14 protein-coding genes and 1 pseudogene are annotated in these 14,402 nt (G+C 73.0%); 8 read left to right on the forward strand and 7 right to left on the reverse strand.

The window, feature by feature from the left end; translation table 11 throughout:
* The first annotated feature begins 23 nt into the window (after window positions 1–23).
* From OG393_RS13500 to OG393_RS13510, 3 genes are all read left to right on the forward strand, one after another.
* Window positions 24–1,034, forward strand: coding sequence for an ROK family protein (locus OG393_RS13500; protein ID WP_327374907.1), 1,011 nt, complete (start codon window positions 24–26; stop codon window positions 1,032–1,034).
* On the forward strand, window positions 1,034–2,179 hold the full coding sequence (nagA, locus tag OG393_RS13505; protein ID WP_327374908.1) for an N-acetylglucosamine-6-phosphate deacetylase: 1,146 nt from the start codon (window positions 1,034–1,036) through the stop codon (window positions 2,177–2,179). The genes OG393_RS13500 and nagA overlap by 1 nt, the downstream gene beginning before the upstream one ends.
* Window positions 2,180–2,305: 126 nt before the next feature.
* Complete coding sequence (locus OG393_RS13510) at window positions 2,306–3,232, forward strand: 1-phosphofructokinase family hexose kinase (protein ID WP_327374909.1); 927 nt, start codon at window positions 2,306–2,308, stop codon at window positions 3,230–3,232.
* A gap of 136 nt (window positions 3,233–3,368) precedes the next feature.
* Here OG393_RS13510 and OG393_RS13515 read toward each other — a convergent pair whose 3' ends face one another.
* Both OG393_RS13515 and cdgB read right to left on the reverse strand, forming a co-directional pair.
* Window positions 3,369–4,340 (reverse strand): CBM35 domain-containing protein, encoded by a 972-nt coding sequence (locus OG393_RS13515; protein ID WP_327374910.1) that lies wholly within the window; start codon window positions 4,338–4,340, stop codon window positions 3,369–3,371.
* A 117-nt stretch (window positions 4,341–4,457) separates the two neighbouring features.
* The gene (gene cdgB, locus OG393_RS13520; RefSeq protein ID WP_327374911.1) at window positions 4,458–6,104 is read right to left on the reverse strand and encodes a diguanylate cyclase CdgB; all 1,647 of its coding nucleotides are present in this window, start codon (window positions 6,102–6,104) and stop codon (window positions 4,458–4,460) included.
* A gap of 293 nt (window positions 6,105–6,397) precedes the next feature.
* Here cdgB and OG393_RS13525 point away from each other — a divergent pair, with 293 nt between their 5' ends.
* Window positions 6,398–6,961: a flavin reductase family protein gene (locus OG393_RS13525; RefSeq protein ID WP_327374912.1), complete on the forward strand. Its 564-nt coding sequence runs from the start codon at window positions 6,398–6,400 to the stop codon at window positions 6,959–6,961.
* Window positions 6,962–7,053: 92 nt separating this feature from the next.
* Here the strand turns inward: OG393_RS13525 and arfB are convergent, their stop codons facing one another.
* Window positions 7,054–7,527 carry an alternative ribosome rescue aminoacyl-tRNA hydrolase ArfB gene (arfB, locus tag OG393_RS13530; protein WP_442817304.1) on the reverse strand — a complete coding sequence of 158 codons (474 nt, stop codon included), beginning with the start codon at window positions 7,525–7,527 and terminating at the stop codon, window positions 7,054–7,056.
* Between the two features lie 135 nt (window positions 7,528–7,662).
* Here arfB and OG393_RS13535 point away from each other — a divergent pair, with 135 nt between their 5' ends.
* Together OG393_RS13535 and OG393_RS13540 are read left to right on the forward strand one after the other, a co-directional pair.
* Window positions 7,663–8,238, forward strand: coding sequence for a TerD family protein (locus tag OG393_RS13535; RefSeq protein WP_327374914.1), 576 nt, complete (start codon window positions 7,663–7,665; stop codon window positions 8,236–8,238).
* Window positions 8,239–8,418: 180 nt separating this feature from the next.
* Entirely contained in the window at window positions 8,419–8,931 is a 513-nt protein-coding gene (locus OG393_RS13540; protein WP_327374915.1) for a GNAT family N-acetyltransferase, read from the forward strand.
* A 40-nt stretch (window positions 8,932–8,971) separates the two neighbouring features.
* Here the strand turns inward: OG393_RS13540 and OG393_RS13545 are convergent, their stop codons facing one another.
* Both OG393_RS13545 and OG393_RS13550 read right to left on the reverse strand, forming a co-directional pair.
* Window positions 8,972–10,390, reverse strand: coding sequence for a M1 family metallopeptidase (locus OG393_RS13545; protein ID WP_442817305.1), 1,419 nt, complete (start codon window positions 10,388–10,390; stop codon window positions 8,972–8,974).
* Window positions 10,391–10,588: 198 nt separating this feature from the next.
* A pseudogene (locus OG393_RS13550) lies at window positions 10,589–10,884 on the reverse strand (GlcG/HbpS family heme-binding protein); the annotation flags it as partial.
* A gap of 71 nt (window positions 10,885–10,955) precedes the next feature.
* On the opposite strand from OG393_RS13550, the gene OG393_RS13555 reads away from it, so the two are divergent.
* Both OG393_RS13555 and OG393_RS13560 read left to right on the forward strand, forming a co-directional pair.
* A complete protein-coding gene (locus OG393_RS13555) occupies window positions 10,956–12,173 on the forward strand; it encodes an FAD-dependent monooxygenase (RefSeq protein ID WP_327378419.1) in 1,218 nt (405 codons plus the stop codon).
* A 263-nt stretch (window positions 12,174–12,436) separates the two neighbouring features.
* Window positions 12,437–12,937, forward strand: coding sequence for a hypothetical protein (locus tag OG393_RS13560; protein WP_327374916.1), 501 nt, complete (start codon window positions 12,437–12,439; stop codon window positions 12,935–12,937).
* A 105-nt stretch (window positions 12,938–13,042) separates the two neighbouring features.
* On the opposite strand, the gene OG393_RS13565 is transcribed toward OG393_RS13560, so the two are convergent.
* Window positions 13,043–13,708, reverse strand: a complete 666-nt coding sequence (locus tag OG393_RS13565; protein WP_327374917.1) for a pentapeptide repeat-containing protein — start codon at window positions 13,706–13,708, stop codon at window positions 13,043–13,045.
* Window positions 13,709–13,913: 205 nt separating this feature from the next.
* On the reverse strand, window positions 13,914–14,390 hold the full coding sequence (locus OG393_RS13570) for a GNAT family N-acetyltransferase (protein ID WP_327374918.1): 477 nt from the start codon (window positions 14,388–14,390) through the stop codon (window positions 13,914–13,916).
* Window positions 14,391–14,402: the final 12 nt, after the last annotated feature.

A 14,402-nucleotide genomic window follows, 5' to 3' on the forward strand; every position in this document is an offset into this window, starting at 1 on the left:
GTTGACGCGCGAGACTGTTCCCCGTGAGACACGTCATCGCCCTGGATGTGGGCGGCACCGGTATGAAGGCCGCCCTCGTCGGGGCGGACGGGACCCTGCTCCACGAGGCCCGGCGCGCCACCGGGCGCGCGCGTGGACCCGAAGCCGTGGTGGAGTCGATCCTCGGCTTCGCGGCGGAGCTGCGCGCCTACGGCCTGGAGCGCTACGGGCAGCCCGCCGCCGCCGCGGGAGTCGCCGTCCCCGGAATCGTCGACGCCGAGAACGGCATCGCCGTCTACGCCGCCAACCTCGGCTGGCGTGACGTCCCCCTGCGCACACTGCTCAGCGAGCGTCTCGACGGTGTGCCCGTCGCCCTCGGCCACGACGTCCGCACGGGCGGCCTCGCCGAGGGACGGATCGGCGCGGGCCACGGCGCCGACCGCTTCCTCTTCGTGCCCCTGGGCACCGGCATCGCGGGCGCCATCGGCATCGGCGGCGCGATCGAGGCCGGGGCCCACGGCTACGCCGGCGAGATCGGCCACATCGTCGTCCGCCCCGGCGGCACCGACTGCGGCTGCGGCCAGCGCGGCTGCCTGGAGCGCTACGCCTCCGCCTCCGCCGTCTCCCTCGCCTGGGCCGCGGCCTCCGACGACCCGGAGGCGGACGCCGCCGACTGCGCCAAGGCGGTCGAGTCCGGCGACCAGAACGCCGTACGGGTCTGGCGGGACGCCGTCGACGCCCTCGCCGACGGGCTCGTCACCGCACTCACCCTGCTGGACCCCCGCACGCTCATCATCGGTGGCGGTCTCGCCGAGGCCGGGGAAACCTTGTTCACACCCCTGAGGGCCGCCGTGGAGGAACGCGTCACGTTCCAGAGGCTGCCCGCCATCGTGCCGGCGGCCCTCGGGGACACCGCCGGATGCCTGGGCGCCGGCCTGCTCGCCTGGGACCTGCTCGACCGCCGGGCGCCCTTCACCGAAGGGTCCGCCACCCCGCTCCCCACCGACCGGCGACCCACCACCCCCCACGACTCCGATCCGGAGGTATCCGCCTGATGGCCGATCGCAAGGTTCTCGCCGGCGCCCGTGTGGTGCTGCCGACCGGAATCGTCGAGAACGGACGTGTGATCGTCGAGGGCGGCCGCATCGCGGGCAGCACTCCCGCCGAGACGCCCGCCATCGACCTGACCGGCCACTGGGTCGTGCCCGGCTTCGTCGACATGCACAACCACGGCGGCGGCGGCACCTCCTTCACCTCCGGCACCGCCGACGAGGTGCTGCACGGTGTCCACACCCACCGCCTGCACGGCACCACCACCGTGGTCGCCTCCTTCGTGACCGGCGACATGGACTTCCTCGGCCGGCGCGCGGGCCTGCTCTCCGAGCTGGCCGAACAGGGCGAGATCGCGGGCCTGCACTTCGAGGGGCCGTTCATCTCCCCGTGCCGCAAGGGCGCGCACGACGAGACGATGCTGCGCGACCCCGACCCGGCCGAGGTCCGCAAACTGATCGACGCCGCCCGCGGCCAGGCCAGGATGGTGACGCTCGCGACCGAGCTGCCCGGCGGCATCGACTCCGTGCGGCTGCTGGCCGAGCACGGCGTGATCGCCGCCGTCGGCCACACCGACGCGACCTACGAGCAGACGCGGGCGGCCATCGACGCGGGCGCGACCGTGGCGACGCACCTCTTCAACGCGATGCCCGCGCTCGGCCACCGCGCTCCCGGCCCGATCGCCGCGCTCCTGGAGGACGAGCGGATCACGGTCGAGCTGATCAACGACGGCACGCACCTGCACCCGGCGGCGCTGGAACTGGCGTTCCATCACGCGGGCGCGGGACGCGTCGCGTTCATCACCGACGCGATGGACGCGGCCGGCTTCGGTGACGGGCACTACGCGCTCGGATCGATGGCGGTCGAGGTGAAGGACGGGGTCGCCCGGCTGGTCGAGGGCGGCTCGATCGCCGGCTCGACCCTCACCTTGGACCGCGCGTTCAAACGGGCGGTGACCGTCGACGGCCTGCCGGTCGAGTCCGTCGTGGCGGCCATCTCCGCCAACCCGGCCCGGCTGCTGGGCGTCGACGACAAGGTCGGCTCACTGGACCCCGGAAAGGACGCCGACCTGGTCGTCCTGGACGAGAACTTCGACCTCAAGGGCGTCATGCGCAAGGGCAGCTGGGTGGTTGAGCCCCAAGTGGGCTGATTTTGACACGAATTGTTTCATCCGAACGGAAGGCGGCAGGCCCGGGGACTGGGCCTGCCGCCTTCCGTTTGGCATGATCGGGGCGCGAACGGCAGGCGATCGGCACGGCACACGGGGGGTGAACAGGTGATTCTCACGGTCACCCTCAATACGGCACTGGACCTCACCTACCGGGTGCCGGCCCTCACCCCGCACGCCTCGCACCGTGTCACCCAGGTCATCGAGCGCCCCGGTGGCAAGGGGCTCAACGTCGCCCGCGTGCTCGGCGCCCTCGGTCACGAGGCCGTCGCCACCGGCTTCGTCGGTGGCCCCACCGGCGAGGTGCTGCGCTCCCGGCTGGCCGGCCTGCGGGTGCGCGACGCGCTCGTCCCGGTCGCCGGGTCCACCCGCCGTACCGTCGCGGTCGTCGACACCGCGTCCGGGGACACCACCCAGCTCAACGAGCCGGGGCCGACGATCACCCCCGCGGAGTGGTCCGTACTCACCGGCCGCTACGCGCAGCTGCTGGACGGCGCCTCGGCGGTCGCCCTGTGCGGCAGCCTGCCGCCGGGCATCCACGTCGGCGCGTACGCGGAACTGGTCCGGATGGCCCGGAGCGCCGGCGTCCCGGTCCTCCTCGACACCAGCGGCGAGCCGCTGCGCCGCGGGATCGCGGCCCGCCCGGACCTGGTCAAACCGAACGCCGAGGAGCTCGCGGCGCTGACCGGCTCGCGCGAACCGCACCGTGCCACGCGGGACGCCCGGCGTCGCGGAGCGCACGCGGTGGTCTCCTCGCTCGGGCCGGAGGGCATGTTGGCCGCCACCCCCGAGGGTCTGTGGCGGGCGGCCCCGCCGGCCGCGGTGAAGGGCAGTCCGACCGGTGCCGGCGACTCGGCCGTCGCGGGACTGCTGTCCGGCCTGGTCGACGGACTCGCCTGGCCCGAGCGGCTGACCCGCGCGGTGGCGCTGTCGGCGGCGACGGTCCTCTCCCCGGTCGCGGGCGAGTTCGACCGGGGCGCCTACGAGGAGCTGCTGCCTCGGGTGACGGTGACGGAGCAGGCCGCGGCGGCGTGACCGCGGACCCTCCCGGGGGTACTCCAGGACCGCGTCCGGCCCGCCACGGGCGATCCGCACCGCTCGTCCGGTACGGCTGACCGCACGGCTCGGCTCCGCGGACCGGTCGGTTCGCCCCCGTCCGAGGGCGGTCGGGTCAGCTCTTGGCGTGTCCGGCCTTCAGCGAGACCTGGTCGAGGATCGCGTCACACTGGTCACCCTGCTCGCAGGAGATCTTGAGCGCGTTCTGTCCCTTGTCGAGGTTCACGTAGGCGTAGGTGTTGGTCCACCCCTTGGCCCAGTCCCCCTCCGCCGCCTTGGCGAAGTTGGACATGTTGAGCGAGCGTGGCTTCTCCCCGTTGACCGTCAGCGAGGTCTTGGCGTCCCGGCCGGGCACGCTGTAGGTGATGAAGAGCGTGTACTCACCGCTCTCGGGCACGTCGACGGACCAGCTCGCGGAGCCGCCCGGCCCGTTGAAGGAGACGTAGGCGCCGTCGGCGCCCTTGGCACCCTCGATGTCCTTGGCGAGCAGCGCCGGACCGCCCAGCTTGAGCGTCGCGGCGTCCTGCTGCGGCAGCTCCGCCGGGGTGGGCTTCGCGCTGGGCTCGGTGGTCGGTTCGGAGGAGGCCGTCGGCTGGGTGCTCGGCTTGTCGCCCGCGACGCCGCCGTCACCCCCGTCCCCGCCGATGTTGTTGATGACGGCCGCGGTGATCCCGAGCACGACGACCGCGACGACCGCGATCGCGCCGATCAGCAGACCCCTGGTGTTGGGCCCTCCACCCCGCTGGGGCGGCTGCGGCACCTGCCGGGTGCGCTCTCCGCCGGGGTAGGTCTCGGGCGCGGCGTACTGCGGGTTCGGCCGGCCGTACTGCTGCTGGCCGCCGTACGCCGCCTGCTGCGGGACCTGGGCGCCCGGCTGACCCTGACCGCCGCCGTACTGGCGCTCGCCGACCGTCCTGACCTGGTTGTACGAGGTTCTGGGGACACCCGGCTGCGCGGCCGGACCGGGGTAGCCGTAGCCGCCGGCCTGGCCGGGGTGCTGGGCGCCCGCCGCCTGGCCGTCCGCGTACAGGTAGCCGAACGGATCGTCGTCCTCGGGCGTCTTCGCGCCGTCGTTACCGGCAGCCATCCGGGTCACTCCTATCCATGCTCGCCAGCCGTCGCCGACCGGCCGAGCCTACCCCGAACGGGGAAGCGGACGATCCGGTCCTTGACATCGGCGCCGGGGACGATCTCCGTGCGGTCCCTATCCGGCGCGACGGTGGATCTTGGAACGGGAGCGCTTCTCGATGTACATCCGCTGGTCGGCGGAGTTCAGGACCTCTTCGACGCTCATGCCGCACTCGGCCCAGCCGATGCCGAAACTCGCGCCCACCCGGACGGCCCGCCCGTCGACCCGGATCGGCGGGATGATCGCGTTGCGCAGCCGTACGGCGAGGTCGGCGGCGTCGGCCGCGCCGAGGCCGTCGGCGAGGACGACGAACTCGTCTCCGCCGAGCCGGGCGACGGTGTCCCCGTCGCGGACTCCGGTGGTGAGGCGACGGGCGACCTCGATGAGGACGGCGTCGCCGGTGTGGTGACCGAAACGGTCGTTGATCGACTTGAAGCCGTCGAGGTCGCAGAAGAGGACGGCGAGCCCCTTCGTCCCGTCGTCGACCTCACCCCCCGAGGGGGCGACGAGGTGGACGTGGTGGTCGTACGGGCCGGCGACCGTGTCGAATCCGAAGCCGTGCTCGTGGCCGTAGGGCGCGTCGTACCCGCCGTCGTACCCGCCGTCGAGGCCCTCCGCCTCGACGGCTCGGGCGGCGTGCGGGCGCTCGCAGATCCGGGCGCTGAGCCGGGAGCGGAGCTCGGCGCTGTTGGGCAGCCCGGTGAGGGCGTCGTGCGAGGCGCGGTGGGCGAGCTGGAGCTCGTGACGCTTGCGTTCCTCGATGTCCTCGACGTGGGTGAGCAGGAAACGGGGGCCGTCCGCGGTGTCGGCCACGACGGAGTTGCGCAGCGAGACCCAGACGTAGGTGCCGTCCCGGCGGGCCAGACGCAGCTCGGCCCGGCCCCCTTCGGCGGAGGTACGCAGCAGGGTGCCGATGTCCTCGGGGTGGACGAGATCGGCGAAGGAGTACCGGCGCATGATCGAGGCGGGCCGGCCGAGGAGGCGGCACAGGGCGTCGTTGGCGCGCAGCAGCCGCCCGTGCTGGTCGCCGCCCATCTCGGCGATGGCCATGCCGGAGGGCGCGTACTCGAATGCCTGCCGAAAGGACTCCTCGCTGGCCCGCAGCGCCTGCTGCTCGCGTTCCAGGCGGACCAGGGCGCGCTGCATGTTGGCCCGTAGCCGGGCGTTGCTGATCGCGATCGCCGACTGGGAGGCGTACATCTGGAGGGCTTCCTGGCCCCAGGGTCCGGGGTGGCGGCCGTTGCGGGGGCGGTCGACGGAGATCACGCCGAGGAGCTCACGGCCGGAGCCGGAGGCGTACATGGGGGCGTAGAGGCGGTCGTGGGGATGCCATTCGTCCTCGAAACGGGGTGCGGGACCCTCGGTGTGCCACTGCGGCACGTCGTCCTCGATGAGGACCCAGCCCTCGGTGTGCGGTATGAACCGCAGGTCGCCCCAGGCGACCCCCATGGAAAGCCGTCGCTCCCAGGAGGCGCGGGAGCCGACGCGTCCGGTGATCAGGGCCTCGGCGGCGGGGCTGCCGGCGAGGGCGGCGACGACGAGGTCGCCGTCGGGGCGTACGAGGTTGACGCAGGCCAGCTCATAGTTGAGACCGGCGACGATGCCGTCCGCGACGGTCTGGAGCGTGTCGGCCAGACTGCGGGCTGTATTGAGGTCGGCCACGACCCGGTGCAGCTGCCGCAGGGTCGCAAGACGGACATAGGGCTCCGACTCGGTCTCCATCGTTCGCTCTCCCCGAGACCTCGACAGCAACTCCAGGGTTCTCATCGGCACTCGTGCTGCATTGTCCCCGCCACTGAATCACAGCGAGCTGTGCACCCGGTACACAGGGTCAACAAATACTGGGCTCTGTGACTCAAGTCACAAGGGGTGGTGTGGAGGCACGGAGGCGCGCGAAGGGCTCCCGGCCGAGGCACCCGGGGCGCGTGGAACGCGCGGGTCCTAGGACCCGCGAGGGGCCTCGGCTGGTCCCCCGGCCCGATGCGGACCCCGAACCGTCGGACTAGCGTGCGGGTGTGCTGCAGAAGACCCCCACCGCGCCCCCCGTGTCGGATCTCGCCATCCCCCATGCTGAGGGGGTGAGCAACGACGACTTCCGGGCGGCCATGTCCCGCCTCGCGGCGGGCGTGGTGCTGGTGACGGCCCACGACCCGGACGACGGCCCGCGCGGTGAGGACGTCGGCATGACGGCCACCGCGTTCATGTCGGTCTCCCTCGATCCGCCGCTGGTCCTGGTCAGCCTGCGCAACGATTCCCGCATGGACGACCTGCTGGCCGAGGTCCCGGTCTGGGCGGTCTCGCTGCTGACGGAGAACCAGCGGCAGATCGCGGGACGCTTCGCGATGAAGGGCCGCGTGAGCGACCGCCTCCTGTTCGAGGACGTGGACCTCACCCGCGGCGAACGGAGCGGCGCGCCCCTGGTCGCCGGCGCGTTGGCGACGCTGGAGTGCCACACGGAGTCCCGGGTGGTCGCCGGAGACCACACCCTGGTCGTCGGCCGCGTCCTGACGGCCGCGCTCCCGTCGTCGGAGTCCGGCCCACTGACCCACTTCCGCGGTAAGTACCGCCGACTGGGCTGACCCGGCCCCGGCCGCCGCCGGAGAGGACGGAGAGGAACCGGACGCCCGCGGGCCCTGTCCGGTCGCGGCGCGGGACGCCCGGAGGCACCCGGTCAGGACCAGTCGCGGCCCTGGCGGCCCCGCTTGGTCTCGCCGCGCCGCTTCTTCACCCGCAGACGGCGCTCGTTGATGCCGCGGGGGATCCTGGTCGCGCGGCGGGGCTTCGGAGGCGGGGCCGTGGCCTCGGCCAGGAGCGCGGCGAGACGGACCGCGGCCGTCTCGCGGTTGCGCCACTGGGACCGGTGGTCCGATGCCCGGACCGTCAGCACCCCGCCGACCAGCCGGGACTCCAGCCGCTCCAGCGCCCGCGCCTTCCAGACCTCCGGGAGGGCCTCCGTACGCGCCAGGTCGAAGCGGAGCTCCACCTGCGAGTCACTCGTGTTGACGTGCTGGCCACCCGGCCCGGAGGACCGCGAGAAACGCCACATGAGCTCGGCCTCGGGCAGCGAGACGGAGCCGCGGATGAGGTGCTTCCCCGGGGCCCGCGCCCCGGCCCCCCGTACTTCGGAACCGGACATGTCATCCATGGTCCCCCTCGGCGGGCCCCCGCGTCACCCTCTTTTCATACCGTTGCGCCGCTGTGGAACCGGCGCGGCACCCTCCGCGTTATCCCGGGTAGGCGACACCACACTGTCAACGAAGCACGAAGAAAGGGACTTCCCATGGCTGTAAGCCTGTCCAAGGGCGGCAACGTCTCCCTGACCAAGGAGGCACCGGGCCTGACCGCCGTCACCGTGGGCCTCGGCTGGGACGTCCGCACCACCACCGGCACCGACTTCGACCTGGACGCCTCGGCGATCGGGGTCGACGCCGCCGGCAAGGTCGCCTCCGACGCGCACTTCGTCTTCTTCAACAACAAGTCCACCCCGGACCAGACCATCGTCCACACCGGTGACAACCGCACCGGCGAGGGCGGCGGCGACGACGAGCAGATCAACGTCAACCTGGCCGGCCTCCCCACCGACGTCGACAAGATCGTCTTCCCGGTCTCCATCTACGACGCGGTCTCCCGCTCGCAGAACTTCGGCCAGGTACGCAACGCGTACATCCGCATCGTGAACCAGGCCGGCGGCACCGAGATCGCCCGCTACGACCTCTCCGAGGACGCCGCCGTCGAGACCGCCATGGTCTTCGGCGAGCTCTACCGCAACGGCGCCGAGTGGAAGTTCCGCGCGGTCGGCCAGGGCTACGCCGCGGGCCTGGAGGGCATCGCCCGCGACTTCGGCGTGAACATCTGACGTACCCGTCGTCCGGCGGACGCTTCCGCCGGACACGCTGACGGCGGCGGACCGGGACGGCCGCACGCGTGGCCGGTGACCGACTCCTGACGGCGGTCACCGGCCGCGGCGGGACCGGACCGGAACACCGCCGTCGCCACGGAGCCCCGGCCTCACCGCCGGGGCTCTACGCTTTCCCGCGTGATCGTCGAAGCCCTCGCCCCCGGCGAAGCCCACGCCCTGCCCGGCCCGCTGCTCACCGAACTCACCGCGCTCTACGCCTCCAACCGCGCCTTCCACCAGCTCTCCGGTGACTTCCCGGACCCCGACGACATCAGCCCCGAGCAGGTCGCCGCCGCTCTCGCCGACGAGTTGGCACAGCCCGGCACCGAGGTCCTGCTCGCCCGCTCCGAGGGCCGGCTCGTCGGCATCGCCGTCACCCTCGCGCGCCACCCCGACCCGGACCGGCCGGACCCGTGGATCGGCCTGCTGATGATCGACGCCCGCGCGCACGGCGCCGGCCACGGGAGCCGGCTCGCCGGCCTGGTCGAGTCACGCTTCCGCTCGGCGGGGCGCACCGGCCTGTGCCTCGCCGTCCTGGAGAACAACCCCCGGGCCCTCCGCTTCTGGCGCTCCCTCGGTTACGAGGAGACCGACCGCCGGCCGGACCTCCGGCACGGCCGCCCGTGCGTCGTCCTGCGCAAGGCCCTCTGACGCACGGCCGCCCGGCACGCGGAGGCCCGCGGCACGAGGGTCAGGGCGCGTCGGGGCTGTCCGGCTTGTCGTCGCCGTAGAGCCACACGTCCCACAGCTCGCTCAGATCCTCGCCCGCCACGTCCTCCGCATAGGCCGTGAAGTCCTCCGTGGAGGCGTTGCCGTGCCAGTGCTCGACCGGCCAGCCCGCGAGGATCTCGTAGAACGTGTCGTCCCCGACCGTCTGCCGCAGCCGGTGCAGGACCATCGCGCCCCGCTGGTAGACCGGCGGGGCGAAGAGGTCCCGCGCGGTCGGCGGATCGGCCGGCGGGAAGGCCCAGTTGGCCTCGTCGGCGAACGCCTTCTCGAAGCCGCGCTGGGCCGGAGTGTCCTCGAAGTCCTCGGCGTACAGCCACTCCGCGTAGGTCGCGAAGGACTCGTTCAGCCACATGTCCCGCCAGGTCGCGGGCGAGACGGAATTCCCGTACCACTGGTGGGCCAGCTCGTGCACCAGTGTCGGCACGTCGAAGGCACCGTGCGGGAAGACCGGCCGGGTCTGGGTCTCCAGCGCGTAGTCGACGTCGCCGTCCGGTTCGACGATCGCACCTGTGGAGGAGAAGGGATACGGCCCGAAGTTCTCCTGTTCCCAGTCGAGGAGTTCGGGGATGCGGCCGAGCAGCGCGGCGCTCCCGGCCGCGACCGACGGGTCGGCGGCGGTCAGCACGGGGATCCCGGACGGAGTGGTCGTGGCGGTGGTCGTGTAGCGGCCGACGGCGACCATGGCGAGATAGCTCGCCATCGGCTGCGCGGAGTGCCAGACGGACGTGGTCCGGCCGCCGGCCGTCCGCTCCGAGGTCCGCTCGCCGTTGGAGAAGCCCCGCAGCCCCTCCGGGACGGTGAGCGTGATGTCGTACGTCGCCTTGTCCGACGGGTGGTGGTTGCCGGGGAACCAGGCCAGGGAACCGGCGGGTTCGCCGAGCGCGAGCGCTCCGTCCGCCGTCTTCAGCCAGCCCTCCCCCGAGCCGTCCGCGTCGTTGATCTTCTCGGGGGTGCCGTCGTAGGTGACGACGACCCGGAAGGTGCTGCCTTCGTCGATGTCGTCACGGGGCCGGAGCGTCAGCTCGTTCCCCGCCCGGTTGACGGCCGCCGCCGCACCGTCGACGGTGGCCCGGCGGACGGTGAGACCGGCGAGATCGAGGTTGAAGGCGCTGAGGTCCTGGGTGGCGCGGGCGGTGATCTCGGCGGTGGCGTCGAGTCGGTCGCGCGCCGGGTCGTAGTCGAGGCTCAGGGCGTAGTGCCGCACGTCGTAGCCGCCGTTGCCGAGACGGGGGAAGTACGGGTCGCGCAGCCCGGCGGCGCCGGGGGTTCCGTGGACACCGCCGCCGTGCGCCCCGTCCCCGCCGGTGCAGCCGACGAGAGACACCAGCAGAACCGCCGCCGCGGCGGCCGGGACGATGCGGGCTCGGCTGTGCTGTCTCACCCGCCGATCCTACGCAGCGGCTCCCGCCACGGCACGGCGCGGGCCGCCGGAGTACGAGCGGACGCGGCGTCTCCGCGGCGGCCTGACCGCCTCCCGACGCCGGGGGCGCCGGGGCCTGGAGTGCCCTGACCGCCCGTGCCGGGAAGGCACGGCTCCCGGCGGGGAGGTCGTGCCACGCCGGGAGTCTCCCGGTCGGAGCTACTCACCGAGCGCCTCGACACCCGCCCGCGCGAACCTCTCGTCCAGGTCGCCGCTGGGCGCGCCGGCGACCCCGGTACCGGCGACCGGGGCGCCCTTGACGGTGACGGCCGCGCCACCGGCGAGGAAGAGGGTGCCGGAGATGTCCTTCAGCTGGGGCGCCTGGGCGAGGCGGCCGGCCGGCACGGAGGTCGGGGCGTTCCAGGCGACCGCGGTGAACGCCTTGCGCTCGGCGGACACGTGGGACTGCGGGCCGGCGCGTCGCCGCGCAGGGTCACGAGGGTGGTGCCGTCGCGGGCCGAACACACCATCCTGCTACTCTGCGTAGCCTGTCCATCGCAAGGTGTCACCATGAGTGGGAGCGCGCGTGAAGATCGCCTGCGTCGGAGGCGGGCCCGCCGGCCTGTACTTCTCCATCCTGATGAAGCGGCAGGACCCGTCCCACGACATCACCGTCTACGAGCGGAACCCGGCCGGCGCCACCTACGGCTGGGGTGTCACGTACTGGGCCGGGCTGCTGGACAAACTGCGGGCCGGCGACCCCGAGTCCGCCGCGTCGATCAGCGCCGCCTCGGTCACCTGGACCGACGGCGTCGCCATCGTCCGCGAGGAGCGGACGGTCCACCGCGGGGACGAGGGTTTCGGCATCGGGCGCCGCGCCATGCTCGCGCTGCTCACCGAGAGAGCCGAATCCCTGGGCGTACGGGTCGAGTTCGAACACGAGGTCAGCGACCCGGCCGCCGACCCGGAGCTGGCCGGTGCCGATCTGGTCGTCGCGTGCGACGGGGTGAACAGCGCGCTGCGCGAGCGTCACGCCGCCCACTTCGGCTCGGAGGTCGCCCTCGGCCGCAACCGGTACGTCTGGCTCGGCACCACCAAGGTCTTCGACTCCTTCACCTTCTCCTTCGTCGAGACCGACCACGGCTGGATCTGGTGCTACGCCTACGGCTTCAGCGGCGAGCGGTCGACCTGCGTGGTGGAGTGCTCCCCCGAGACCTGGCGCGGGCTCGGGCTCGACCTGCTGGACGAGGCGGACAGCCTGGCCCTGCTGGAGAAGCTCTTCGCGGGCCTCCTGGAGGGGCATCCGCTGATCGGCCGCGCCCAGACCGGCGGCAGCGCGCAGTGGCTCAACTTCCGGACCCTGACCAACCGCACCTGGCACCACGGCAACCTGGTCCTGCTCGGCGACGCCGCTCACACCACGCACTACTCGATCGGCGCCGGCACCACACTCGCCCTGGAGGACGCTCTCGCGCTCGCCGAAGCCCTGCGCGCGAACACCGGGGACCTCGACACAGCACTGAGCCACTACGGGCGGCGTCGGCGCGCCGAGCTCCTCTCGGCGCAGAGCGCGGCCCGCTACAGCGCCCGCTGGTACGAGAACCTCCCGCGCTACATGCGCCTCGCCCCGGTCCAGATGTTCGCCCTCCTCGGCCAGCGGCACTCCCCGCTGCTCCCGCACGTCCCGCCGCAGCTCTACTACCGGATCGACAAGGCCGCCGACCAGCTGGAGCCGCTGCGCCGACTGAAGCGCTGGCTGGGCCCGAGAGTCGCCCGCACCCTGCACGCCCGCACCCGCGACTGAGAGCCTGTCGGGGCCGCCTTCGATCGACAGGCGGATGCGGTCTGATGCGCGCGATTCCAAGGCGTCGGGAGGTGCTGTAGCGGAGCTACCGGGGTATCCCGGTAGCTCCGGCAGCGTGCGTGCCAGGGCGTGACCACCCGTGCAGAGGCCACCCGACAGGCTCTGAGCGCCGAGCGGACGCGCCGGCCGGCCCGCCCACGCCGGGCGGACCGGTGCCACGGCGGGCGGACGTCGCGCTCCGCCCGGCGTGGGACCATCGACCCGTGCTCGACATCGGCTACTCCCTCTCCCGCCGCTTCCCCGACCCCCCGCAGACCGACTACCGGCGGGCGGACGTCCACGCCCTGCGGCACGACCTCTTCTGCGGCGACGTCTACCTCGCCGACCCGAAGGCCGACCGCGAGGTGTCCACAGCCTGGGGATGGGTGCCGGTGCTCGACTTCGCCTGGGCCCTGTGCGACATCGTCGAGCGCCTCGACCGCGACCCGCGCGGCAGCCGGTCCGCGCGACCCCAGTACGCCGAACTCGACTTCACCGAGTCCTCCGACCTCATGCTCTTCGAGCGGCGCTTCGGCTGGGTGGACGTCGAGGCCGACTGGATGCCCGGCGACGAACCCCCGCTCACCTTCGGCCACACCGAGCTGCGCCGCGAGGCACGCGACTTCCTGCACGACCTCATCGCCGACCTCACCGACATGCACGAGGGCCTCGGCGACAACCCGGCGATCTGGGACCTCCAGGCCCGCTTCCCCCGCGTCCCCTGAACGCCTCGGGAAGCACCCGCCCCGCGGCGCGCCACCGACCGTCCGGCCGCCCGGTCCCCGCGCCCCCGTCACGGCGGCCACCACGCATCCGCACGGCCGGTGACGTCAGTCCTCCACCCGCACCCCCAGCCGGGCCGCGAACACCGGCGCCAGATCCAGCAACTGCGCCGTACTGATCACCGCGCCCGACAGCGACTCCACCCCGCGCGCGATCTCCAGCCGCTGTACCGTCCGCAGATCCACGTCCTTGAGCCGCACCCCGCCGAAATCCACTCCCGTCAGCGCGCAGTCGCGAAACTCCACCCGCTCCAGGGACGCACCGCCGAAATCGGGTTCGCTCAGCACACAGCCCTCGAACACGACGTCCCTCAGCTTCGCCGCCCGCAGGTTGAGATAGTCGACCTTCCCTCCGCGCACCACCACCCGCTCCAGCACCGCGCCGTGCAACTGCGCCCCGCCGAGCCGCGCGTCGACGATCTCCACGTCCCGCAGCGACGCCCCCACCAGCTCCGTGCCCACTCCGCGGATCCCGCTCAGCACCGAGTCCAGCACCCGCGCCCCGGTCAGCAGCGTCCGGTCCACCCCACAGTCCCGCACCGCGCAGTCCAGGAACCGCGCCCCCCGCCCGTCCTGATCCGACAGGTCCAGCCCGTCGAACTCCAGCCCGTCGTAGTCCCCGTCCGGCTCCAGACCGCCCTCGTACGCCGCGAGCGGCGGCAGCCGGACATCCGGCCGCCGTACGGCCGCCACCCGCTTCTTCTTCGCCACCATGGGTCCATGGTGCGCCGCCCCACCGACATCGGCCCTGGCACCCGCATCCGGTGGTCGTGAGCCCACGCCGGCCGATCAAGCACCCCTCGGCCTCCACCCGCCGTCCGCCTCCCCCGTGGCAAAGGGCCGGGGCCGCCACGCCCGCTCCGAGACACCCGAAGGGCTCCGAGGCGGGCGTCGCGGGACGCGGCGCGACCGTCTGCTCCTACCCGCCCGTCCCCAGCGCGTGGAGGGCGTCGTCGGTCAACCGGTAGACCTCCCACTCGTCCTGCGGCCCCGCGCCCAGCGACTCGTAGAAGTCGATCGCCGGAGTGTTCCACCGCAGGACCGACCACTCCAGCCGCTCGTAGCCGCGCTCCACACAGGTGCGGGCCAGCTCCCGCAGCAGGGCCTTGCCGTGTCCGCCGCCGCGCGCCCCGGGGCGTACGTACAGGTCCTCCAGATGGATCCCGTGCACCCCGCGCCAGGTCGAGAAACTGACGAACCAGAGACTGAACCCCGCCACCTCCCCCTCGTCCGTCTCCGCGATGTGCGCGAACGCCGCCGGGCGCTCACCGAAGAGGGCCTCCCGGAGCTGCTCCGCCGTCGCCCGCACCTCGCGCAGGGCCTTCTCGTAGTCGGCGAGCTCGCGGACCATCTCGTGGATGACAGGGACGTCGGCGGGTGTGGCGGTGCGAATCATGCACCCACCCTG

Origin of the sequence: Streptomyces sp. NBC_01216, assembly GCF_035994945.1 — a bacterium.
Classification (GTDB): Bacteria; Actinomycetota; Actinomycetes; order Streptomycetales; family Streptomycetaceae; genus Streptomyces.

What these genes read in the sequence shown, in the direction of transcription:
- nagA (WP_327374908.1), top strand. Translation starts at nt 1,034, where the DNA reads ATGGCCGATCGCAAGGTTCTCGCCGGCGCCCGTGTGGTGCTGCCGACC.
- OG393_RS13515 (WP_327374910.1), bottom strand. Translation starts at nt 4,340, where the DNA reads ATGGCTGCCGGTAACGACGGCGCGAAGACGCCCGAGGACGACGATCCG.
- cdgB (WP_327374911.1), bottom strand. Translation starts at nt 6,104, where the DNA reads ATGGAGACCGAGTCGGAGCCCTATGTCCGTCTTGCGACCCTGCGGCAG.
- arfB (WP_442817304.1), bottom strand. Translation starts at nt 7,527, where the DNA reads ATGGATGACATGTCCGGTTCCGAAGTACGGGGGGCCGGGGCGCGGGCC.
- OG393_RS13535 (WP_327374914.1), top strand. Translation starts at nt 7,663, where the DNA reads ATGGCTGTAAGCCTGTCCAAGGGCGGCAACGTCTCCCTGACCAAGGAG.
- OG393_RS13565 (WP_327374917.1), bottom strand. Translation starts at nt 13,708, where the DNA reads ATGGTGGCGAAGAAGAAGCGGGTGGCGGCCGTACGGCGGCCGGATGTC.
- OG393_RS13570 (WP_327374918.1), bottom strand. Translation starts at nt 14,390, where the DNA reads ATGATTCGCACCGCCACACCCGCCGACGTCCCTGTCATCCACGAGATG.